This window comes from Streptomyces sp. NPDC008086, assembly GCF_042957325.1.
Lineage (GTDB): Bacteria > Actinomycetota > Actinomycetes > Streptomycetales > Streptomycetaceae > Streptomyces.
Genome location: NZ_JBIBIA010000006.1, coordinates 57,075 through 77,664, shown reverse-complemented (window position 1 = coordinate 77,664; position 20,590 = coordinate 57,075). Strand labels below are relative to the sequence as shown.

Annotated in this window: 26 protein-coding genes; 5 read left to right on the top strand and 21 right to left on the bottom strand. The window is 70.0% G+C overall.

What is annotated here, in order from left to right:
- Positions 1 to 84: 84 nt before the first annotated feature.
- The 4 genes from ACFZBP_RS21655 to ACFZBP_RS21640 all read right to left on the bottom strand — a co-directional run bounded on the left by ACFZBP_RS21655 (position 85) and on the right by ACFZBP_RS21640 (position 3,722).
- Positions 85 to 960, bottom strand: a complete 876-nt coding sequence (locus ACFZBP_RS21655; protein WP_391415274.1) for a GntR family transcriptional regulator — start codon at positions 958 to 960, stop codon at positions 85 to 87.
- 201 nt (positions 961 to 1,161) lie between these two features.
- Positions 1,162 to 1,905, bottom strand: coding sequence for an HAD family hydrolase (locus ACFZBP_RS21650; RefSeq protein WP_383457413.1), 744 nt, complete (start codon positions 1,903 to 1,905; stop codon positions 1,162 to 1,164).
- Positions 1,902 to 2,798 carry a GntR family transcriptional regulator gene (locus tag ACFZBP_RS21645; RefSeq protein ID WP_391415271.1) on the bottom strand — a complete coding sequence of 299 codons (897 nt, stop codon included), beginning with the start codon at positions 2,796 to 2,798 and terminating at the stop codon, positions 1,902 to 1,904. The genes ACFZBP_RS21650 and ACFZBP_RS21645 overlap by 4 nt, the downstream gene beginning before the upstream one ends.
- Before the next feature lie 45 nt (positions 2,799 to 2,843).
- The gene (locus ACFZBP_RS21640; protein ID WP_391415269.1) at positions 2,844 to 3,722 is read right to left on the bottom strand and encodes a GntR family transcriptional regulator; all 879 of its coding nucleotides are present in this window, start codon (positions 3,720 to 3,722) and stop codon (positions 2,844 to 2,846) included.
- Between the two features lie 186 nt (positions 3,723 to 3,908).
- On the opposite strand from ACFZBP_RS21640, the gene ACFZBP_RS21635 reads away from it, so the two are divergent.
- Positions 3,909 to 4,097: a hypothetical protein gene (locus ACFZBP_RS21635; protein WP_383457404.1), complete on the top strand. Its 189-nt coding sequence runs from the start codon at positions 3,909 to 3,911 to the stop codon at positions 4,095 to 4,097.
- Between the two features lie 11 nt (positions 4,098 to 4,108).
- On the opposite strand, the gene ACFZBP_RS21630 is transcribed toward ACFZBP_RS21635, so the two are convergent.
- The gene (locus tag ACFZBP_RS21630) at positions 4,109 to 5,032 is read right to left on the bottom strand and encodes a GntR family transcriptional regulator (protein ID WP_391416065.1); all 924 of its coding nucleotides are present in this window, start codon (positions 5,030 to 5,032) and stop codon (positions 4,109 to 4,111) included.
- 176 nt (positions 5,033 to 5,208) lie between these two features.
- On the opposite strand from ACFZBP_RS21630, the gene ACFZBP_RS21625 reads away from it, so the two are divergent.
- Positions 5,209 to 5,388: a hypothetical protein gene (locus ACFZBP_RS21625; protein WP_383457399.1), complete on the top strand. Its 180-nt coding sequence runs from the start codon at positions 5,209 to 5,211 to the stop codon at positions 5,386 to 5,388.
- 217 nt (positions 5,389 to 5,605) lie between these two features.
- Here the strand turns inward: ACFZBP_RS21625 and ACFZBP_RS21620 are convergent, their stop codons facing one another.
- Both ACFZBP_RS21620 and ACFZBP_RS21615 read right to left on the bottom strand, forming a co-directional pair.
- Positions 5,606 to 6,904, bottom strand: a complete 1,299-nt coding sequence (locus ACFZBP_RS21620) for a GNAT family N-acetyltransferase (RefSeq protein ID WP_391415266.1) — start codon at positions 6,902 to 6,904, stop codon at positions 5,606 to 5,608.
- 654 nt (positions 6,905 to 7,558) lie between these two features.
- A complete protein-coding gene (locus ACFZBP_RS21615; protein WP_391415263.1) occupies positions 7,559 to 8,182 on the bottom strand; it encodes an aerial mycelium formation protein in 624 nt (207 codons plus the stop codon).
- A gap of 182 nt (positions 8,183 to 8,364) precedes the next feature.
- On the opposite strand from ACFZBP_RS21615, the gene dtd reads away from it, so the two are divergent.
- Positions 8,365 to 8,790 (top strand): D-aminoacyl-tRNA deacylase, encoded by a 426-nt coding sequence (gene dtd / locus ACFZBP_RS21610; RefSeq protein WP_383457391.1) that lies wholly within the window; start codon positions 8,365 to 8,367, stop codon positions 8,788 to 8,790.
- A 100-nt stretch (positions 8,791 to 8,890) separates the two neighbouring features.
- On the opposite strand, the gene ACFZBP_RS21605 is transcribed toward dtd, so the two are convergent.
- The 6 genes from ACFZBP_RS21605 to ACFZBP_RS21580 all read right to left on the bottom strand — a co-directional run bounded on the left by ACFZBP_RS21605 (position 8,891) and on the right by ACFZBP_RS21580 (position 13,690).
- Entirely contained in the window at positions 8,891 to 9,856 is a 966-nt protein-coding gene (locus ACFZBP_RS21605) for a YgfZ/GcvT domain-containing protein (protein WP_383457388.1), read from the bottom strand.
- Between the two features lie 10 nt (positions 9,857 to 9,866).
- Entirely contained in the window at positions 9,867 to 10,304 is a 438-nt protein-coding gene (locus ACFZBP_RS21600; RefSeq protein WP_217205547.1) for a Fur family transcriptional regulator, read from the bottom strand.
- Between the two features lie 32 nt (positions 10,305 to 10,336).
- Positions 10,337 to 10,912 carry an FABP family protein gene (locus ACFZBP_RS21595; protein WP_383457383.1) on the bottom strand — a complete coding sequence of 192 codons (576 nt, stop codon included), beginning with the start codon at positions 10,910 to 10,912 and terminating at the stop codon, positions 10,337 to 10,339.
- Between the two features lie 227 nt (positions 10,913 to 11,139).
- Positions 11,140 to 12,042: a hypothetical protein gene (locus ACFZBP_RS21590; RefSeq protein WP_391415258.1), complete on the bottom strand. Its 903-nt coding sequence runs from the start codon at positions 12,040 to 12,042 to the stop codon at positions 11,140 to 11,142.
- Positions 12,039 to 12,908, bottom strand: a complete 870-nt coding sequence (locus ACFZBP_RS21585; protein ID WP_391415256.1) for a hypothetical protein — start codon at positions 12,906 to 12,908, stop codon at positions 12,039 to 12,041. The genes ACFZBP_RS21590 and ACFZBP_RS21585 overlap by 4 nt, the downstream gene beginning before the upstream one ends.
- On the bottom strand, positions 12,905 to 13,690 hold the full coding sequence (locus tag ACFZBP_RS21580; RefSeq protein ID WP_383457370.1) for a hypothetical protein: 786 nt from the start codon (positions 13,688 to 13,690) through the stop codon (positions 12,905 to 12,907). Before ACFZBP_RS21580 ends, ACFZBP_RS21585 begins: the two co-directional genes overlap by 4 nt.
- A 103-nt stretch (positions 13,691 to 13,793) precedes the next feature.
- Here ACFZBP_RS21580 and ACFZBP_RS21575 point away from each other — a divergent pair, with 103 nt between their 5' ends.
- Complete coding sequence (locus ACFZBP_RS21575; protein WP_383457367.1) at positions 13,794 to 14,156, top strand: DsrE family protein; 363 nt, start codon at positions 13,794 to 13,796, stop codon at positions 14,154 to 14,156.
- A 28-nt stretch (positions 14,157 to 14,184) separates the two neighbouring features.
- On the opposite strand, the gene ACFZBP_RS21570 is transcribed toward ACFZBP_RS21575, so the two are convergent.
- The 8 genes from ACFZBP_RS21570 to ACFZBP_RS21535 form a co-directional block, all read right to left on the bottom strand.
- On the bottom strand, positions 14,185 to 14,445 hold the full coding sequence (locus ACFZBP_RS21570; RefSeq protein ID WP_383457364.1) for a DUF3099 domain-containing protein: 261 nt from the start codon (positions 14,443 to 14,445) through the stop codon (positions 14,185 to 14,187).
- An 89-nt stretch (positions 14,446 to 14,534) separates the two neighbouring features.
- Complete coding sequence (locus tag ACFZBP_RS21565) at positions 14,535 to 14,822, bottom strand: DUF1416 domain-containing protein (protein WP_003991226.1); 288 nt, start codon at positions 14,820 to 14,822, stop codon at positions 14,535 to 14,537.
- Between the two features lie 59 nt (positions 14,823 to 14,881).
- Positions 14,882 to 15,721, bottom strand: a complete 840-nt coding sequence (locus ACFZBP_RS21560; RefSeq protein ID WP_383457361.1) for a sulfurtransferase — start codon at positions 15,719 to 15,721, stop codon at positions 14,882 to 14,884.
- Between the two features lie 125 nt (positions 15,722 to 15,846).
- Complete coding sequence (locus ACFZBP_RS21555) at positions 15,847 to 15,927, bottom strand: Ms5788A family Cys-rich leader peptide (RefSeq protein ID WP_350751515.1); 81 nt, start codon at positions 15,925 to 15,927, stop codon at positions 15,847 to 15,849.
- 225 nt (positions 15,928 to 16,152) lie between these two features.
- Positions 16,153 to 16,890 carry an LmeA family phospholipid-binding protein gene (locus tag ACFZBP_RS21550; protein WP_391415253.1) on the bottom strand — a complete coding sequence of 246 codons (738 nt, stop codon included), beginning with the start codon at positions 16,888 to 16,890 and terminating at the stop codon, positions 16,153 to 16,155.
- 302 nt (positions 16,891 to 17,192) lie between these two features.
- Positions 17,193 to 18,470, bottom strand: coding sequence for a hypothetical protein (locus tag ACFZBP_RS21545; protein WP_391415251.1), 1,278 nt, complete (start codon positions 18,468 to 18,470; stop codon positions 17,193 to 17,195).
- Positions 18,471 to 18,472: 2 nt separating this feature from the next.
- Positions 18,473 to 18,727, bottom strand: a complete 255-nt coding sequence (locus ACFZBP_RS21540) for a MoaD/ThiS family protein (RefSeq protein WP_123990158.1) — start codon at positions 18,725 to 18,727, stop codon at positions 18,473 to 18,475.
- Between the two features lie 37 nt (positions 18,728 to 18,764).
- Positions 18,765 to 19,637: an alpha/beta fold hydrolase gene (locus ACFZBP_RS21535; protein WP_391415249.1), complete on the bottom strand. Its 873-nt coding sequence runs from the start codon at positions 19,635 to 19,637 to the stop codon at positions 18,765 to 18,767.
- Positions 19,638 to 19,808: 171 nt separating this feature from the next.
- Between ACFZBP_RS21535 and ACFZBP_RS21530 the strand changes: the two genes are divergently transcribed.
- Positions 19,809 to 20,588 carry a winged helix-turn-helix domain-containing protein gene (locus ACFZBP_RS21530; RefSeq protein WP_391415247.1) on the top strand — a complete coding sequence of 260 codons (780 nt, stop codon included), beginning with the start codon at positions 19,809 to 19,811 and terminating at the stop codon, positions 20,586 to 20,588.
- Positions 20,589 to 20,590 lie beyond the last annotated feature (2 nt).

Here is a 20,590-nt window from a genome sequence, read left to right as displayed (position 1 = left end):
GTACGGAGCGTGATCGTCCTCACTTCGTGTCACTATTTGGACAGCCTCCGATCACTCTCGGTATGGACCGGGTCCGGTCGGCGCTCAGTCGGAAGCGCTGTCCGGTTCACTCAGGAACGTCCAGTAGGACTCGAACGAGTTCACCAGGCCGTCGAACTGCTTGCGTTCCTGATCCCGACGGGAGTCCGCGGTGGCCTTCGAGAGCTCCAGACGGTCACCGCGCACGTCGTACGCGGGAACCAGGGATCCGTCGTCCAGTTCGATATCGGTTTCGGCCACCACGTAGGAGGCGAACAGCACCTGCGAGCCGTTGACGATGTAGAGCTTCTGGGTGGGGGTGAGCGGCACGCGCCGGACCTCCACGGCGGCGTCCACACCGGCCGCGGAGAGGTCCCGTACGAGCCCGCCGACCTGCTTGCCGAAGCGCCGGGCCATCCCCCGCCAGCGCTGCCACACCCGCGCGTCCTGCGGGTCAACGGCGCGGGGGTAGGCGGGGCGCCTGACCTCGTCCTCGGTCGGCAGCAGCATCCTTATGCGCACCTCCCGGGGCGCGCTCGCGTTGCCGCCGCAGATCAGGTCCACCGGGTGGGTGAGGTTGTGGACCAGGTTCTCCGAGGTCAGCGTGAGGGTGTCCAGGGTGACCCGGGGCTGCCGGAAGGCCTCGTCGATCACGGCGGAGAGCACGGGGGTGGCCTCCGCACCACCCTGACCGGAGGACGATCCCGCCCGCAGTACGCGGCTGCCGCTGCCCGGCCGGGTCTCGATCCACCCTTCCGCAGCCAGTCTCCGGAGAACCTTCCGCAAGGTGTCCCTGCCCACGCCGAGCTCTTCGATCAGCTTCCGCTCGGGCGGCAGGGACGTGTCCACCTGGTACTTGCCCTTCTCCAGGCGGGTCCGCAGTTCACCTTCCACCCACTGCGACTTGTTCCTGCCGCCCTGCCCACGCCCTGAGGTAGCCACCTCCAGAACGTACCTCTCCTCGGCCGCCGTCACACCACTTCCAGTCAACTGCGGCCCGCGAACAGCCGATCAATTGGGCGAATGATTAGCAATCTAGTGGGCCGGGAAAAGTCCAATTCAGAGGAAGTCGTCCAATTGGACGACTAAAAGCAGACCGGAGGGGGGACCATGGCAGCGGACTCGCCGGGTGTCGCCCCAGCGTCACAGCTCACGCACGACCTCCAGCAGCGGCTGCAGCGAGGGGATGACGCAGAGCGGGTCGACGCCGGCGTCCGTCAGCGCGCCCAGCTTGGCCGGCCGCGGCGCGTAGCCCAGGAACCGGACACCGGCTTTCCTCGCCGCGCCGTAGTCCGACGGCATGTCGCCGATCATCAGCGTCGCGGCCGGCTCGGCCCCGAGCGATCTCAAGGCGTGGTTCAGCGTCTTGGGATGCGGTTTGATGAAGCGCAGGTCCGATGTGCGGCCGTAGATGTGGGGGGCGAAGCAGCCGAGGGTGCCCCGGGTGAGCAGGTACTCCTCCACGGAACGGGCCGAGTTGTTGCTCGCGATGGCCAGCCGGGTGCCGCGCGCCGCCAGGGTGCGGATCAGGGGATCGGCGTACGCCGTCGGCATCGCCTTGGGAACGGCCTTCAGCTCGCCCTGGGTGAGCAGTGCCTCGAGCGCCACCACCAGGTCGCTCCGCTGCGGCTGCCGTGCCGCCACGGCGTACAACACCCCGTGCGGGTCCGGCCGTTCGCGCTCCTCTTCGGTGAGCACGTCCAACCGCCCCTGCTTCTCCAGCCATTCGACCTGGTCCCGGGCCACGCGCTCGGCGGGGTGGCCGGCGAACAGCCGGCAGATCGGGCCGTCGAAGTCGAAGATGACGTACTTCGCCGTGCCGATCAGCTCCCGCAGGACCTCGGCCTGGCCCGGCGACGGCTGCGTCTGTCGTGTATCAGAGGTCATTCAGAGAGTGTCAGATCAGTTGCGATCGTTTCCCAGAGCGCGTTGAACCATTTCTGCGACTCCTCCACGAAGGCGCCGTCGCGGCCGACCCTGCTGCTGCTGAACGGGAAGAGCATCGCCTTATGACCGCTCACGTCGTACGTCTGGATCTCACCGCCCGCCGTGTCCCGCGGCCGCTCACCGACCTGGTAGTAGCCGAACACCGCCTCCTCCCCGTTGAGCAGGTACAGCTTCACCGGGGTCGTGAAGGGCAGCTCCTTGTAGGTCACGCGCACGTCGCCGACCCTGTTCTCGCCCTCCCTCGTCAGCCTCTTCAGCGTGCTGCGCAGGACCTTCAGCTGGCTGTCGCGCTGGTCCATCAGCTCCTCGTGGATGGCCCGCGCCCGCGAGGCGTCGCCCTCCTCGACCGGCACGGGAAAGGCGAGGTCGAGGCCACGGGCGGGCACCAGGCAGCGCAGCTGGATCGACTCGGGACGCAACCGGCCCTGGTGGATCAGCCGGAGCGGTTCGGAGAGCGCAAGGATCAGGGTCTCGGCCGTGAAGCAGATGACGTCGACCAGCACCTCCCGGGCCTCGAACGCCCGCTCGAGGCAGGTGTGGAGGATCGCGGTCGTCTGTTGGGGCGCGTCGGGCTCCGGAGCCGCCTCGGCGACCCGGGGCGGGCTGCCCTTGCCCGTGTTGCTGAGCAGTCCGTCCTGCTGGAGGATGCTCAGCGCCTGCCGCACGGTGCCGCGTTCGACACCGAACTCGGCCGCGAGCCGTGCCTGGGTCGGCAGCTTGTCGCCCTTCTTGAGCTCGCCGGTGCGGATACGGCCCCGCAGGGTGTCCGCGATGTCCTGAGGCGACCCCTTGCCGCTGCCGGTCACTACGTCGTTCTCCTGGGTCAGATGCATGGCTGTGCGGTGTACGCGGACCGGTGGGGCATGTCGAGTCCTCCTTCAACTCAGGATCAGGTCTGTGGTGATGGTTTCCCACAGGGCGTCGAACCACTTCTGGGACTCCGTCACGAACGCGACATCCCGCCGGCCGGCCGCCTCCTCGAACGAGAAGAGCATCGACTCGGTGCCCAGCACGTCGTACACGTCCGTGGGGCCCGACTCCAAGGGTCCCTCACGCCGACCGATCATGTAGTAGGAGAACAGCGCCTCGACGCCGTTGAGGAGGTACAGCTTCACCGGCGGGGTGAAGGGCAGGGCGCGGAAGGCGACGTGGACGTCGATGCCGTGCGAGTAGCGCAGCGCCTGGAGGTTGTGCCGCAGGACCTGCCCCTGGGCGTTGCGCCGGGCCAGCCAGTCCTGGTGGACGGGGTCGTCGTCGCTGTGGCCCTCGACCGAGATCGGGAAGGCGAGGTTGATCTCCCGGGAAGGCAGCAGGATCCGGGCCTCGATCGACTCGGGCTTCACCCGGCCCTCGTGGATCAGGCGCAGGGGTTCGCTCAGCGCCAGCATCAGGGTCTCGGCCGTGAGACAGACCGCGTCGATCCGCACCCGCGGCGCGGCGAACGCCTCCGCCAGCCTCGGGGTCAGCGCCACCATCGTCGGCTGCGGCTCCTCCCAGGCGGGCGCCGCCTCGGCGATACGCGGCGGGCTGCCCTTGCTCACGTTGCTGAGGAGCCCGTCGTCCTGGAGCGCCCGCAGGGCCTGGCGCACGGCACCGCGCTCCACACCGAACTCCTCGGCGAGCTCGGCCTGGGTGGGCAGCCGGTCCCCGGCCCTGAGCTCGCCGCTGCGGATGCGTTCCCGCAGGGTGTCGGCGATCTCCTGGGGCGAGGGTCTCCTGCTGCCGTTCACGGCCACGTTCTCCTGGGTCACGACCAAACGCTACAACTTCCATCCATCTACGGGGAGTTGTCCGGAGGTTGTTTATGACTAGGGACCAAGTGGGGACAACATTATTAGAGTTGGCAACCAACTCGATCAAGTTGGCAGAATCTTTGCCTTCTTGTCGCCCAACCCCCGACGCTCCACGCACGTCCCGTCCGGCAGCCAGAAGGGGGAACGACCGTGCCTGCCATCACCTTCGTCTTCGCCGTCTTCATCCTCGGCTTCGAACAGCTCGTCCAGTGGAAGTACGGCCCGATGGGCATCATCGGCCTACTGCTGCTCACCGTCGGCCTCAAGGCCAGAAGCCCGGCCCTCAGCTCCATCGGGGCCGTGGTGCTGGCCGCCCTGGTCACCCGCCCGGCGCTGTGACCGGCGCGTACTCAGGGAGTGAGCAGCAGCTCCGAGCTGATCGTCTCCCACAGCGCGTCGAACCAGACGTACGACTGCTCCACGAACGTCGAGTCCCGCAGCCCGGCACCCTGCTCGAAGGCGAACAGCATCGACCGGGTGCCCTCGGCGTCGTACATCTCCAGCTGCTCGTGGTCGACCTCCTCCTCGCGGCGCGTGACCGTGTAGTACGCGAAGAGGGCCTCCACGCCGTTGAGGAGGTAGAGCTTCACCGGCGGCGTGAAGGGCAGGGCGCGGAACGTCACGTGCACGTCGATGCCGTGCGAGGAGCGCAGGGCCAGCAGGTTGTGCCGCAGCACCTGGCCCTGCGCGTTGCGATGGGCCAGCCAGTGGCGCTGCAGCCGGCCCTGCTCGTCCGGGGCGTCCACCGGGGTCGGGAAGGCCAGGTCGATGTCCCGCGACGGCAGCAGGACGCGGACGTCGACCTTGGCCGGTTTCAGCTCCCCGGCGTGGATCCGGCGCAGCGGTTCGCCGATGGCGAGGGTCAGCGACACCGAGGTGAGGCACAGGGCGTCGACCTCGACATGGGGCGACGCGAACGCGGCCGCGATGCGCGGGGCCAGGGCCGCGGTGGTCGGCATCGGCGGGGCGCCGGGCCCGGCCGGGACCAGACCGGCCGCCGCGGCCTGCAGCGGGGCCACGGTGGCGGGGCTGCCCTTGGAGACGTTGGTGAGCAGACGCTCCGACTGCAGGATGCGCAGCGCCTGCCGTACGGCACCGCGCTCGACGCCGAACTCGTTGGCCAGCTTGGCCTGCGTGGGCATGCGCTGGCCCGCCCGCAGCACACCGGACCTGATCCGCGTGCGCAGCTCGTCGGCCACCTCGAGGTGTGTTTTCTGTGGCCGCTGTGTCCTCTTCCGTCCATTGACGGAGGCGTGTTCCGGGTCCACGACCAAAACACTACAACTTCCCGCCATCTTGCGGCAGTTCAAAGGTAGATGGTTATGAGACGCTTCCAAGTGGACATAAGTACAGTGAAGTTGGTCGCCAACTTAGGCAACATGGTCAAACTTCCTGAGGGGTTGGCCACCAGAGTCGCTTCTGTCGACCATCGTCCCCGAAGGAGGACGGCATGCCGCTGATTTATCTCGCCGTCGCCGCACTCGCCATCGGATTCGAGCAGCTCGTCCAGTGGAAGTACGGGCCGATGGGCATCATCGCCTTCCTCGCCCTGTCCATCGGTCTCAAGGCGAAGAACACCATGATCAGCGGCATCGGCGCGGTCATCCTCGTCATGCTGCTGGCCCAGTAGGGACCAGGTTCGGCTGACCGGGCTCCCTTCCGGAGGGGAGCCGGGAGCCCGGTCGGTCAGCACAGCCACAACTTCACATCGACAACCGAACATCGACGCGCACAGCCACAACTGAAGAAGAGCAGACAGAACAACAAGCAGAGCAGCAAGCAGCACAACAACCACAACCGAACAGCTCGCTACGGATGAGCAGTCCTGTCCCCGGCGAAACGGAGGTTCAGAAGACGTCCGGGCACCAAGGCCGCCTGGACGTACGCAGCAGGGCGTCGGCCGTCAGGGCGGCGCCCGCTCGCTCTTCCCGGACCCGGCCGAGCGCCGCGAGCCGCACCGCGGACTCGTCGCCGAGCCAGAGCCGGCCCAGGTCGGCGATGTCGAGGGTGAGTTCGGCGGTGGCCCTGGTCGGGGTGCACGAGGCGCCGTCCGCGGACGCCTCCAGCCGGAACCGCCCGCCCGCGAACCCGCGCCCGCTCCCGTGGCCGTCGTCCCCGTCCACGACGTCGAGCACCAGCGCCCCCCGACCCTCGTACGTCCGCGCCTCCAGGGCCCGTACGACGTCCAGGATCCGCACCCACAGCCAGTCCGCATGGGTCGTGACCCTGGCCGCCCGCGGATCGGGCAGGTGGAAGGGCAGGAGGTCGTCGGGGGCCCGCCAGCCGCTCTTCACCGTGGTGATCCAGTCGATCGAGCACAGGTAGCGCCACAGCGCGCGCTCCGCGTCCGGGGTCGCCGCGACCAGCCAGTTCACGGACGCGGTGTTCAGCGGCTGCTTGCCGTCGCCCCAGTGGTCGTCCGCCTGGTACGACACCAGTCCCTGGACCTCACCCCCGGCCGAGCGGTACACGGCGAAGAACGGCTCGGTCCACGGGGACCTGTCCAGGCGCAGCGCCCCGGTGCCGACCTGCCACCACCGCTCGTCCCGGTCGACGGCGCCCGGCTGCGCCCCGCGCACCCTCTCGTACAGCTCCGGGCCGAGTTTGCGTACGTCCGCCCCGTCCACGAGGTCGATACGGCCGCCGTCCTCGGGGCCGGACCACCTCGGGTCCAGGCCGGTGCGGGGGACGTCGACCGTCCACTGGGTGGTCCAGGTGGCGGGGCCGAAGCCGTAGCGGCCGTAGATCGGGTACTCGGCGGCGATGAGGATGGCCACGACGTCGCCGCGGTCCTTCGCGGCGGTGAGGTCGTGGGCCATCATGCGGGTGAGGAGGCCTCGGCGGCGGTGGGTGGGGGTGACGGTGACGTTCGATATCGCGTTGGCGGGGACGGGGGTGCCGCCCACCGCGGTGATCTGCTGGGCGAAGGATCGGAAGGTGGCGACGCAGCGGCCGTTGTCGAAGGCGCCGAGGGTGCGGGACGGGACGATGTACGAGCTGCGGTCGGCGATCTCCGTCTCGGCGACGTCCGGGGTGCGGAGGAAGCCGGTGTTCAGCGCCCTGATCCAGTCCGGGATGTCGGCCTCGGTGATCGGCCGGACCTCTGGGTCGGTACGTGTGCCTGTGTCGGGTTCGGGACGGCTCATGGGGTCACGGTAGGTGCCCGCCCACCGGCAGCGCCCCCAGTTTTCCCGCCCCCGCCGCCCCTACCCGTCCCATCCCCTGGGGCTCCGCCCCTTCAACACCACTGGGGCTGCCGCCCCAGACCCCACCATCGGCCCTGAAGGGGCCCCGTCCTCAAACGCCGGACGGGCTGAAAATGCCCCTGCGGGTGGGCGGGGCTCGGGACGGCAATGGCTCGTCCTCGAACGCCGGACGGGCTGGAGGTGCCCCGCCGAGCGGAGTCCCGTCGGTGGGTGGGGGCTCGGGAGGGCAACGGCTCGTGCTCGGACGCCGGGCGGGTTGAAAGGGCCCGGGGTGGGTGGGCTTGTCTTCCGGCGCCGGGCGGGCTGGGAGGCCTAGGGCCCTTCTGATGGATCTCCGTGGGAGAAGGAGCGGCGTTCGGTGCGTGCTCTCGGCGTGCCGGGCGGAAGCCCTCGTAGCGGAGCTACGTGGGCTTTTGTCCGGTGCGGCGAGAGTGCGTGCCGGGCGTCGCGACGCCGCGGAGATCCATCAGAAGGGCCCTAGGGGCGCGGGGAACTGCGCGACCAGCCCCCACCGGGCCGCGGCCGCGCGGCCGTCGTCAGGCGTCACGGCGCGGGCGGAGCCCGGCAGGGGCTTGTCGAGGTCGGCCTCCGGACCTAGGTCAGCAGGTCGTCCACCACGGCCTCGCCCTCCCGGTACCGCCGCGTGATCTCCGCCCCGCACTCGTCCGCCGTCCCCTGCAGCCGCTGCCGGCGCCGGGACACCTGTTGCTCGTACCCCACGAGCCTCGCCATCGCGGCGTCCAGTTCGACGTCCGTCCGGGCCTCGAGGTCCGACAGTTCCACCTCGGCCAGCATTTCCGCGGCCAGCAGCCGGTATTCCTCGCTCTGGGGAGTACCCAGCGTGACGTGCCGGGCGGAGGAGCGGTGGCGGGCCGGGGCGTCGGTGAGGATCTCCGACAGGCGCTCCACGACGGACGCGGCCCCCGCGGGAGAGCGCCGCGCGATTTCCGCGCGCAGGATGTCGATCCGCCCCTGCAGCAGCCGACGTACATAACTCAGGTCCGCCTCGTCCCGCTGCGCGTCCCGCCGCAGGGTGCGCAGCTCGGGCAGACTGAGCACGGTCAGATCGGGCTCGGGCGGATCGGCGGGCAGCCGTGGATCCGCCCCCGGTCCCGGATCGTCGGCGGTGCGCTGCGTGGGCGGCCTCAGCCCGGTCGGCTGGCCCGCCTGACTCAACACGACAGCCCCAGGGGGCTGCCCGGTACTCGGTGTGCTCATATGCCTCTACCGTCCCCTCGACCGGCGTGTGGAAGCATGGTGCCATCCCAAGTGGCCCCTATGTGACCGAGTGCCCACGAACAGCCCCAGATGGGGGCTTAAGGATCAAAAAAGAGTCCCCAAAGAAGCCTCGCGCAGGCCCCTTTACCAGGCGCTTCCCCCGCACCCGGCATGATGGCCGTATGCGAGCTGTGGTGCAGAGGGTGGACGGCGCGAGTGTCGTCGTGGATGACGAGACCGTCGGCGAGATCGTGGGTGAAGGGCTCTGCGTGCTGGTCGGTGTCACGCACGAGGACACCAAGGACAAGGCCGCCCAACTCGCCCGCAAACTCTGGTCGATCCGCATGCTGAACGACGAGAAGTCGTGCAGCGACATCGACGCCCCGCTCCTCGTCATCAGCCAGTTCACCCTCTACGGCGACGCCCGCAAGGGACGCCGGCCCACCTGGAACGCCGCCGCGCCCGGCGATGTCGCCGAGCCGCTCGTCGACGAGGTCGTCGCCCAACTCCGCGCCCTGGGCGCGACGGTGGCGACGGGCCGGTTCGGCGCCAAGATGCGGGTGGGTCTGACGAACGACGGCCCGTTCACCGTGCTCCTGGAGATCTAGGGCGAGATCCAGTCGGCCCGGACGCCGTCTGCCGGGCACGATCGTGCCCGGCCACCATGGAGGCCGGCGACGGAACCCCCGTCACACGGCTACGGCTCGGCTAGGGCTCGACGACCACTTCCTGCGCCGCCGCCGTCTCTCCGGCCAGGAGCCTCGCGTCCACCGGCACGTTCCGCTTGACCAGCGCCAGCGCGACCGGGCCCAGCTCGTGGTGACGTACCGACGTCGTGATGAAACCGATCTTGCGGCCGTCCGGCCCCTCGTCGGCAGGCCGGAGCTCCGTACCGTGCGGAGGCAGGTGGACCTCGCTGCCGTCCAGGTGCAGGAAGACCAGGCGTCGCGGCGGCTTGCCGAGGTTCTGGACCCGGGCGACCGTCTCCTGGCCGCGGTAGCAGCCCTTCTGCAGGTGCACCGCGGTACCGATCCAGCCCAGCTCGTGCGGGATGGTGCGGTGGTCGGTCTCGAAGCCGAGGCGCGGGCGGTGGTGCTCGACGCGCAGCGCCTCGTAGGCGAGGATGCCGACCGCCGGGCCCGCCTTCCCGGCGTACGACTCCAGGTCGGCGCGCGGGACGAACAGGTCGCGGCCGTACGCCGTCTCGCGTACGACGGCGCCCTCGGGGACCTCGGCGATGGAGCCGGCGGGCAGGTGGACGACCGCGAACTCGGCGGTTCGGTCGGCGACTTCGACCTGGTAGAAGAATTTCATCGACTCCAGGTACGCGATCAGCGCGTCCTGGGTGCCGGGCTCGACATGGGCCCAGACCGTGGTGCCGTCGTCGACGAGATACAGCGCGTGCTCGATGTGGCCGTTCGCGGAGAGGATCAGCGCCTCGGTGGCCTGGCCCACCGGGAGGTCGCTGACGTGCTGGGTGAGCAGCAGATGCAGCCAGCTCAGCCGGTCCTGGCCGGTGACGGCGACGACCCCGCGGTGCGAGAGGTCGACGAAACCGGAGCCGTCGGCGAGCGCGCGCTGCTCGCGGAACAGATCGCCGTAGTGCGCGGCGACGCCTTCGTCCACACCCTCGGCGGGCACGGCGCCGGGCAGGGTCAGCAGGGGGCTCTTCATATGCCTAAGCCTACGACTCGGTAGTTGAACTCTTCAGGGAGCAGTCCTTGCAGCGGCCGAAGATCGCGAAGTGCTTCATGTCGGTCTCGAAACCGAAGGTCCGGCTCAGCTTGGCGGTGAACTCGGCGGCCACCTGGACGTCCGCCTCGATGACGTTCTCGCAGTCCCGGCAGACCAGGTGGAGGTGGTGGTGGCGGTCGGCGAGGTGGTACGTCGGCGCACCGTGCCCGAGGTGGGCGTGGCTGACCAGCCCGAGTTCCTCCAGGAGCTCCAGGGTCCGGTACACGGTGGAAATGTTGACCCCCGACGCCGTCTTCCTCACTTCCACGAGGATGTCGTCGGGGGTCGCGTGCTCAAGGGTGTCCACGGCTTCGAGGACAAGCTGACGCTGCGGCGTCAGCCGGTAGCCGCGCTGCCTGAGGTCGCTCTTCCAGTCGGTGCTCACCACACCGGAAAGTCTAGAGCCACTCGGCCGGCTTCCTACTTGAAGAAGGCGATGCCGTCGTCCGGCATATCGTCCGGCAGGGCCTTGGCCCAGCGCTCGACCTCCTCCGGGGTGACGACCTTCTTCAGGTGCGCCGACATGTAGGGGCGCAGCTCGACCTCGGGGGTCTGCTTCTCGCCGACCCACATCAGGTCGCTCTTGACGTAGCCGTACAGGCGCTTGCCGCCGGTGTAGGGGCCGGAGGCGGCCGTGCGGGCCACCGCGTCCGTGACCAGGTCGATCTGGGGCTTCTTGTCGGCGAGCTCGCCGTACCAGACCTCGACGACGCCGTCGTGGCGGACCATCGTGACCTCGACCTTGCGGTCGGCGTCGATGCGCCAGAAGCCGTGCTCGGACTCCAGCGGCTTCACCTTGTTGCCGTCGTTGTCCAGCACCCAGGTGTGCGAGCGGTACTCCAGGAAGTCCCGGCCGTCGTGTGTGAAGGCGACCTCCTGCCCGAAGTTGCACTTCTCGGAGCCGGGGAAGTCGTGCACGCCCGCGCCCGCCCAGTTGCCGAGCAGGAAGGCGAGGGGGACGAGGTCCTTGTGGAGGTCGGACGGGATCTCGATCATGAGGGGAAGTTCCTAGGTGTGGGTCAGCGCTGGCCCTGGTACAGCTTCTTCACGGTCAGACCGGCGAAGGCGAGAACGCCGACGCAGACCAGGACCAGCAGGGCTTCGAAGAAGATCTCCACGGGGTGCTCCTCGATTGAGCGCGGGGAATGCTTGCGTACACAGGACCGGGCCCCAGCTTACGCGGCCGGGGCCGGGCCCTCCGTGTGAGGTACGCCCTCGCGGGCTCAGCCGAGCAGCTGGCTCTGGAGCACGACCGTCTGCTGGAAGGGGACGGCCGCGGCAGCGCCCTTGCGGGACTGCACGACCAGCCCCAGTACGTCGCCCGAGACCAGGTACGCCTGCCGGACCTGCTCGGCGCCGTACGGCTTGGCCTCGACGTAGGCGTAGTGCCGTACCTCGACGACCTCGGCGTCGGTGGGGAAGTCGTCGTCCGTCTGCGCCTGCTCGGCACCGCGCAGCGCGTAGGTGGGCGAGTCGTAGTCGGTGAGGTGGTCCTGCTGGAGCACGTCGGCCACCTGGCCGGTCTCGAACTGCAGCAGGTAGATCCGGGTGTGCGTGCCGTCCGGCGTGGTCCAGCCGCGGGCCGCGACGTGCCGCAGGGCGTGGTCGGTGAGCAGCTGGCGGAGGTCGTCCCGGTCCTCCTCCTTTTCGTACGCCGCCAGGAAGTCCTTCGTCGCCAGCCAGCCGTCGCGCCCGCTCAGCGCCTTGTCCGCCTGGGCGCCCGTGGGCGCCGGCAGCAGCAGCTCGCGCAGGTCCGCGTGGTGGAGGGAGGCCGGGTTCTCCTCGGCGAACGGCTCCGGGCTGCCGGCCGGCAGCGGCGGCTTGGTGATCTCCGGGTACGTCCAGCGCCCGTCCGTCTCGGTCGCGAGACCGGGCACCTCCGTGCGGTCCAGGCGCGTGATGCCGTACGCGGTGGAGGCGCCGACGGCGGCGAAGACGACGACGGCCGCGGTCCAGCGCAGGACGGCGCGCAGGACACGGCGGTCCTTCTTGGCAGCGGGAGCTGGGGGCACTGGTGGAACAGGGGGGACGGCCTGCTCGACGTCCGGTTGCGGCCGTATGTCGGCGTCGGTCACGGGCGCCGTCGTCCCGGGCGCCGTCGTCATGGGCTGCTGGTGCTCGGTCATACGGCCTTCCCCGGTTCGTCGATACGGTCGAGCTGTCGGGTGACGAACACCCCGATGCCGGCCATGTCGACCGGTCGGCTGCCCTCAGCCGTGAAGGTGATCAGCACGTCTCCCGAGTAGGCCGCGCAGAACACCCGGTCGAGCTGCTGGTCCTCGCCCTTGGGTGACAGGAAGCACTTGGCGTTCTTGTGGCCGTCGATCTTCGGCCCCTTGCGGAAGACGCCGAGGGCGGAGAAGAACTCGTTCTGGGACGTCACGATGTCCCGTGCGGCGGCGCGGCTCTCCATCCGCGCGACGGCGACGCTCACGGTGAACGCCTCGCCGAAGTTGATCGCACGGCGGGTCGCGTAGACGTAGCTGCGCATCACCATGCTCTTGACGCCCTGCCTGTCGATCTCCTTCTCCAGCTGCCGGCGCTGGGTGCGGGGCAGGTCCTTGAGCGCCTCCTTGCGCAGGGCGGTGGCCTGACGGCCGCTGAGCTCGGCGTCGGGCCCGAACTCTCCGAGGTCGGGGCCACGGGTGTAGCTGTTCTCCCCGTACGGCAGCAGCAGCCCGCGCAGTCCCGGCACCGCCTTCGCCGTCTCCTCCGCCTTGCCTGCGGCCGCTGACGGCTCGGAGAACTTCCAGGTCGGCCGGCCCGGGGCGCGGTCGGCGTCCTGGACGGTGACCACGGTGTAGCCGGCACCGGCGACGACGGCACCGACCAGCAGGACGGCCCCGGCGAGCGCGGCCAGACGCGACCGCTTCGGCCTGGAGGGCTGGGGGCTCGCGGGGCTCTCGGCCGTCTCAGCGCTCTGCCGGTTCTCGGAACCCTCGGCGTTCTCGGCGTTCTCGGCGTTCTGAGGGCTCTCAGGTGTCTCGGTCACAGCCGCTCCATCTGCCGCTCGGCGAGATCCATGATCTTCTCCTTGGAGATCGGCTTGGTGTCGAAGACCCAGACGTGCATCACGATGTCGCCGCGCCAGGCGTGGGCCTCGGCCGAGTACACCGGGAGATAGCCGGCGTTCTGCTCCGGGGTGTCGTGCACGTACGCCATGCCGTCGCCCGTGCCGGGGATGGGCCAGCTGCGGGTGTCGGACTTCTCCTCGGCCCAGTAGTACGCGGTCTCGGCGTGGGTGCCGGCCGCCAGGGCCTCCTCCTGGCGGAACTGCGCCAGCTCGATCTCGACGTTGTGGGTCGTGCCCACGCGCCAGCTCGCGACGGCGGCACGACGGAACTCGTCGTCGACGAGGTCACTGAACATCTCGCCCGGCTCCTCGTAGCCATCCGCATAGCCGGCGAGGTCCAGCCAGCCGTCGCTGCCTGCCGGGATCAGGGGATCCCGCGCACCCTTGGGCCGCTTGAGCAGCAGCTCGCGCAGATCACCGTCGGTCCTGACCCGGCGGTCCTCGGCGGCGGACAGCGGCTCGGCCACGCCCTCGGCCCGCTCGACCACGGGCTGGGAGAGGGGCGGCAGCTTCGTGGGCCGGCGCTCGGCCTGCACGAGGTAACCGGCACAGGTCCCGGCGACGAGCCCGAGCACGACGGCCCCGGCGATCAGCAGCGCCGTACGCCCACGGGGCCGAGGCCGAGGCTCGGCCTCCGGCAGCGGGCCGGGCGCGGCGTCCCCCGCCCCTTCGGGCACATCCATTTCTTCAGGTACGTCCAAGACGTCTCCCCCACGGAACGTGAAGTGCGCATTCCGTATGCGCGCGCACAGGAGACCCATGGCCAACGCATCGGGTTGTAAGGGAGTTGATTACGATTCGGCCATGGCGAAGAAGCTGGTGATCAAGGTGACGGCGGGGGCCGATGCCCCTGAACGCTGCTCACAGGCGTTCACGGTCGCGGCGGTGGCCGTGGCCAGCGGAGTCGACGTCTCCGTATGGCTGACCGGCGAGTCCGCGTGGTTCGCCCTGCCGGGCCGCGCCGCGGAGTTCGAGCTCCCGCACGCGGCCCCGCTCCCCGACCTGATCGACGCGATCCTCGCGAGCGGCCGCCTCACCCTGTGCACCCAGTGCGCGGCCCGCCGGGACATCACGGAGAAGGACGTCCTCGAGGGCGTACGGATCGCGGGAGCGCAGGTGTTCGTGCAGGAGGCACTCGGCGACGAGACGCAGGCGCTCGTCTACTGAGACGAGCCGAGGCGCACAGGGCCCGTACCTATCGGGGCCGCTTCTTGCCGTCCAGCTCGTCCCACCACTCGTCGGACTGCGGGTCCCCGGAGGGGTCGTCCCACCAGCGGTCCTCCGGCCCCCGCCGGTTGGCGACCATCGCGGCCAGCGGCGGGATGACCATGGCCACCACACACATGCCCACCGCCACCGGCACCGACCAGAGGCGCACGACGCCCCAGGCCAGGACGAAGAGCGTGATGCACGTCCCCATCATGGCGAAGTAGACGTGACGTCGCCGTGCGTACATAGGTCCAGAGTAGGTCCGCACAGACCGAAGGGCCGTACCCCAGGCGTCCAACCCACGGGGTACGGCCCTTCGACCGATCAGGGTGTCGCTCAGACCGCGATGGCCACCTCGGCCAGGCCGCCCTGCTGGGCGACGACCGTGCGGTCGGCGGTGGCGCCGGGGACCAGCGCGCGTACGGTCCAGGTGCCCTCGGCCGCGTAGAAGCGGAACTGGCCCGTGGCGGAGGTGGGGACCTCCGCGGTGAACTCGCCGGTCGAGTCCAGCAGTCGGACGTAACCGACCACGGGCTCGCCGTCCTTCGTCACCTGGCCCTGGATCGTGGTCTCACCGGGCTTGATCGTCGAGGCGTCGGGGCCGCCGGCCTTCGCTCCACACATGTCTTTCTCCAAGAGGGGTCTGACCGGAAACGAAGGCCGGTCGGGATGGAAGAGGTTGCTTACTTGTTGGCGCCGAGCTCGATCGGAACGCCGACGAGCGAGCCGTACTCGGTCCAGGAGCCGTCGTAGTTCTTGACGTTCTCCACACCGAGCAGCTCGTGCAGCACGAACCACGTCAGCGCGGAGCGCTCACCGATACGGCAGTAGGCGATGGTGTCCTTCGCCAGGTCGACCTGCTCCTCGGCGTAGAGCTCCTTGAGCTCGTCGTCCGACTTGAAGGTGCCGTCGTCGTTGGCGTTCTTCGACCACGGGATGTTGCGCGCGGACGGGACGTGGCCCGGGCGCTGCGACTGCTCCTGCGGGAGGTGCGCCGGGGCGAGCAGCTTGCCGCTGAACTCGTCGGGCGAACGGACGTCGACCAGGTTCTGCGAGCCGATCGCGGCGACGACGTCGTCACGGAAGGCACGGATGGCCGTGTTCTGCGGCTTGGCCTTGTAGACGGTCTCGGCGCGCTCCGGGACCTCCTCGACCAGCTCGCGGGCGTCCAGTTCCCACTTCTTGCGGCCGCCGTCGAGAAGCTTGACGTTCTCGTGGCCGTAGAGCTTGAAGTACCAGTAGGCGTACGACGCGAACCAGTTGTTGTTGCCGCCGTAGAGGATCACCAGCGTGTCGTTGGCGATGCCCTTGGCCGACAGGAGCTTCTCGAAGCCCTCCTGGTCGACGAAGTCGCGGCGGACCGGGTCCTGGAGGTCCTTGGTCCAGTCGATGCGGATCGCGTTCCTGATGTGGTTCTTCTCGTAGGCGGACGTGTCTTCGTCCACCTCCACGATCGCGATGCCGGGGTTGTCCAGGTTCTCCTGGACCCAGTCGGCGTCGACGAGGACGTCGCTGCGGCTCATGCTCTTCTCTCCTCCGGGGCAGTTGCGGCGGGGCGTGCGAGTGCGAGGGGGTGCGTGCTCGGGCGAGACGACGCACCTGTGCCCTGGTCAGGGCAGCGGGGAAACGCAGAAGTCGGAGCTTCCGCTCAGAAGGGGCGACAGAGCATGGCGGCAACGCGGCAGAGGTCTACTGCCCGCCGCTTCGTGAGATCCGCCTGTCGCTTCATGGGCTCGATCGTAGGGACGGACATGCGGGCGTGTCACCGGTGTGTCGTATTCTGAGACGAGATTGTCCGCGATGCGGGATGGAGAAGTCCTCAGGCCCGGTGCCGCACGGCTTGCGGGCGGATGTATCGGCGGTCACAGCTGCGGCACGGACGGCGCCGTCTCGCCCATTGGACAGGGAGGCCCAGGAGGCCCCTGGCCCCCGGCCCCTCGCGGTCGCTGTCGTACTACCCCGCGAGCCGGACGTTCGAACCCCGCACCGTGATCTCGACGCCGTTCTTCGCCGCCTGGACCTTGTCGAGCTGGATGCCGCCGGGCAGACCGTCGATCTTCTGCTCGAAGTCGGTGATCGCGCGGGCGCGGTTCTCGGCGATGTCGGTGCCGCCGAAGCTGGGCAGGGTGTCGGCGTGCACCTTCACGGTGTCGCCCTCGGTGGTGACCGAGCTCAGGACGTAGACGGGGTTCGGCAGCTTGGTGCCGAGGACGGTGGCCTCCACGGCGACCTTGATCTTGCCGTTGCCGCCGTCCGACAGGCCGATGACGTTGGCGGTGACGCCGGGCGCTACCTCGGTGGGCTCGGACTTGGCGGCCTTCAACAGCTCGGCGTAGGTGATGGACGCGGTGCCGGTGGCGGTGGCCGCGGTGGCGGAGCTGTAGTCGCCGGAGAACTCGACGCCCTTCATGTTCGCCGTGAGGTCGTCGATCCGGATCGTCTTGCCGTCGGTGCCGGTGGCGGCCTCGTAGTCCTTGATCCCGACCTCGACGTCGTCCAGCGAACCGCTCGCGACCTGGGTGAGGAAGGGGAAGCCCTTGATGGACACGTCCGGCGCGGCGGCGAGGTTCTCGGAGTTCTGCAGCTTTCCGGCCGCCTCGTCCTCGGCGAACCCCACGGCGAGCCGGTCGGCCAGCACGAAGAGGCCACCCAGGATCACGACGGTTATCAGCAGTATCCGCAGGGCTCGCATGTTGTGGTGTTCCCCCACCTCAGAGTCGTCAACGAGGACGAGCGTAACTCCGCGGAAGGCGTGACCCGGCGAATTGTCGATCACCTGTGACAGCAGGGCATCTTCCTCGCCCTCGCCGCCCCTACCCGTCCCGTCCCTGGGGGCTGCGCCCCCAGACCCCCCGCTGTCGGCCCTGCGGGCCTCGTCCTCAAACGCCGGACGGGCTGAAAGATCCAGCCCCTCCGGCGTTTGAGGAGCGGGGTCTGGGGCGGAGCCCCAGAAGGATGGGACGGGTAGGGGCGGCGGGGGCGAGGCAAAGGCGGTCAGGCCAGCGCGCGGCCCAGTACGTACACCGCCGGCGCCGCGGCCGCCAACGGCAGCGCGACCCCCGCGGTGAAGTGCACGAACCTCGACGGATAGTCGTAGCTGGCCACCCGGTGCCCGACCAGCGCGCACACCGCGGCCCCGGCCCCGAGCAGCACCCCACCGGACACCCCGGCCATGGCACCGGCCACACCCCCCGCACCGGCCCCCGCGAGCAGAGCCGCCGCCACGGAGGCCACGGTCGGCAACGGCAGCGCGCGCACCAGTACCGCGACGGCGACCGCCACCGCCCCCACGGTCACCGCGTCCGCGTCGGCCGCGAGATAGCCACCCGCGACGATCGCCAGCGCCGCCGAGACCACCGTCGCCATCAGCCCGTACATCCGCTCGTCCGGGTCGGCGTGCGAGCGCAGCTGCAGGACCAGCGTCAGCAGCACCCAGACCCCCAGCGTGCCGAGGATCGCCGCCGGAGCACGGTCGGCCACCAGCAACGCCACGTCCGCGGTCAGCGCCCCCGCGAAGGCCAGCGCGATGCCCTGCCGGGCGGGCCACATGCCGTTCAGCCGGAACCAGCCCGCCGCCGTCACGGCCTGGAGGACGACGAGCGGGACGAGAAGGGCGTACGACCCGATGGCCGCCGCGCCCGAGAGCAGCAGCCCCAGCAGCGCCGTGAGCCCGGCCGGCTGGATCCCCGGCTCGATGATCGGCGAACGGCCCTCCAGCCGGGCCCGCTGGGCGTCCGTGACGCGGGAGTTCCCGGCGACGGTCGCGGGACCGTACCCGGACTCCTCCCCCGACTCGGGCTCCCTTTCCGGGTGGGAGCGCTGAGCAGGGGCGGCCGGGGCAGAGGCAGGGGCCTGCTGGGCGTAGGCCTGCGGCTGAGGGTGACCGGGCTGGGCCCGGACGTAGGCCTGGGCCTGGGCGTGCGGGTGGCCTTGGGCGTGCGGGTGAGCCTGGCCCTGTGGGTGAGCCTGGCCATGCGGGTGGCCCTGGGCCTGGCCCTGCGGTGCGCCACCCCACCCCTGCCCGGTCTCGCCGTACCCCGCGTACGCGCCCGTGGTCGGCACACCCGCGCCCTGCGACGGCAGATAGGCCGTCTCCGCGGCGGAGGCCGGCGGCTGCACCTGGGTCTCCCAGGTCTGCCCCTGCCACTGCTGGGTGTGCTGCTGGGCGGCCTGCTGGTCGTCGTACGCCTGCTGCCCGGGCCACCCCTGCTGCGGCGCGGGCTGCTGGTACGGGTCGTACCCGTCGTACCCCTGATACGGCTGGTCGGTCATCGTCACCCTCCTGCGAACGGCGGGAGCACCTCGACCGTGCCGCCGTCGGCCAGCCGTACCGTCTCATGTCCGCGGGTGCCCACGGGGTCACCGTCGACGAGGAAGGAGCATCGCTGCAGGACGCGCACGAGTTCACCGGGGTGTCGCTCGCGGGCGGCGTCGAGCGCCTCGGCGAGCGTGGCCGCGTCGAACGGCTCCTCGGCGATCCCGGCCGCGGCCTTCGCGGCGGCCCAGTAGCGCACCGTGACCTTTGGCATGCGGTTCCTCTGTCGTTCGGCTGTGTACCCCGTCAGGCTAGCCGCCCTGTGCGCCGGCCCAGTCCCCGATGCGGGCCAGCAGTTTGTCGTCGGCCGCGTGCTCGGCGTGGCCCATGCCGGGCTCCAGCCAGAGTTCCCCGTGGTCACCGGCCGCCTCGGCCAGCATGCGGGGGTGGTCGAGGGGGAAGTAGCCGTCGCGGTCGCCGTGGACGATGAGCAAGGGGGTGGGTGCGATCCTCGGGACCGCCTCCACCGGGGAGAGCGGCACCGGGTTCCACTCCCGGTGGTGAATGCGCGTACGGAATCCGTAGCGCCCCACCAGCCGGCCCTCGGGCCGGGTCACCAGCCAGTGGAGTTTCCGCATGGGAGCCGTGCCCCGGTAGTACCAGCGAGCCGGCGCACTCACGGAGACCACCGCGTCCGTATGCGCCCCCGCGCTCCCCTCACGCTCCTCCCCGTCAGCCCGGTACAGCGCCGCGTGCCGCAGCACCACCGAGCCGCCCATGGAGAAGCCGACGGTCACCACGCGCGTGTGCCCGAGCTCGCGGGCCCAGCGCACCGCGGCCGCCAGGTCGAGCACCTCGCGGTCCCCGACCGTCGAACGGCCACCGGAGGCGCCGTGCCCGCGGAAGGAGAAGGTGACGACGGCCCCGTACCGCGTGAAGGCCTCCACCACCCGTCGTACATGCGGCCGATCCACATCGCCCGTGAAGCCATGGGCGACGACGAACACCAGTTCACCGGCAGATGGACGCGAGGAGTCGTATACAACCGTGGCCGGGTCGTATACGGAATCGACGCTCACGCCGTCGTCGGTGTGCAGAAACGTCCGCAAAGGTGTAGGTCTGGTTGTCTCAGAGTGCGGACGAACCGTGGATCGTGCCACATGACCTGCCGGACTGTCGCTCATGTCGGCTATTCTGCTGGGCAGAGGACTCGGGCAGCGTAGCCCCCGGGTCCTTTTGTGCTTTCGGAAGCGTTGTATACGGCGCGGGAAACCGCAGGTGTACGGGGCCTTCGGGATCGCAGAGCAGTTCCGTACCGCACACGTCCTCGCAGGGACCGAGGAGGAACCAGACGTATGAGTTCTCTGCTGCTCCTGACCAATGCCCTCCAGCCGTCGACGGAGGTGCTCCCGGCACTCGGCCTGCTGCTGCACAACGTGCGCGTGGCTCCGGCGGAAGGCCCGGCACTCGTCGACACCCCAGGTGCCGACGTCATCCTGATCGACGGCCGCCGCGACCTCCCGCAGGTGCGCAGCCTGTGCCAGCTGCTGCGCTCGACCGGACCTGGCTGTCCGCTCGTCCTCGTCGTCACCGAGGGCGGCCTCGCCGCCGTCACCGCCGACTGGGGCATCGACGACGTGCTCCTCGACACCGCCGGTCCGGCCGAGGTCGAGGCGCGGCTGCGGCTGGCCATGGGCCGGCAGCAGATCGTCAGCGACGACTCCCCCATGGAGATCCGCAACGGCGACCTGTCGGTGGACGAGGCGACGTACAGCGCCAAGCTCAAGGGGCGCGTCCTCGACCTGACCTTCAAGGAGTTCGAGCTCCTCAAGTACCTCGCCCAGCACCCGGGCCGCGTCTTCACGCGCGCGCAGCTGCTCCAGGAGGTCTGGGGCTACGACTACTTCGGCGGCACCCGGACGGTCGACGTCCACGTACGACGGCTGCGCGCCAAGCTCGGCCCCGAGCACGAGTCGCTCATCGGAACCGTCCGGAACGTCGGTTATCGATTCGTTACTCCCGAGAAGGTCGAGCGCGCCGCCGACGAAGCCAAGGCCAATGCTGACCGGGCAAAATCGGCGGATGCGGACGAGACGGCCGCCCTGGACGGCGCCGAGGTCCGTGCCGACGCCTAGCC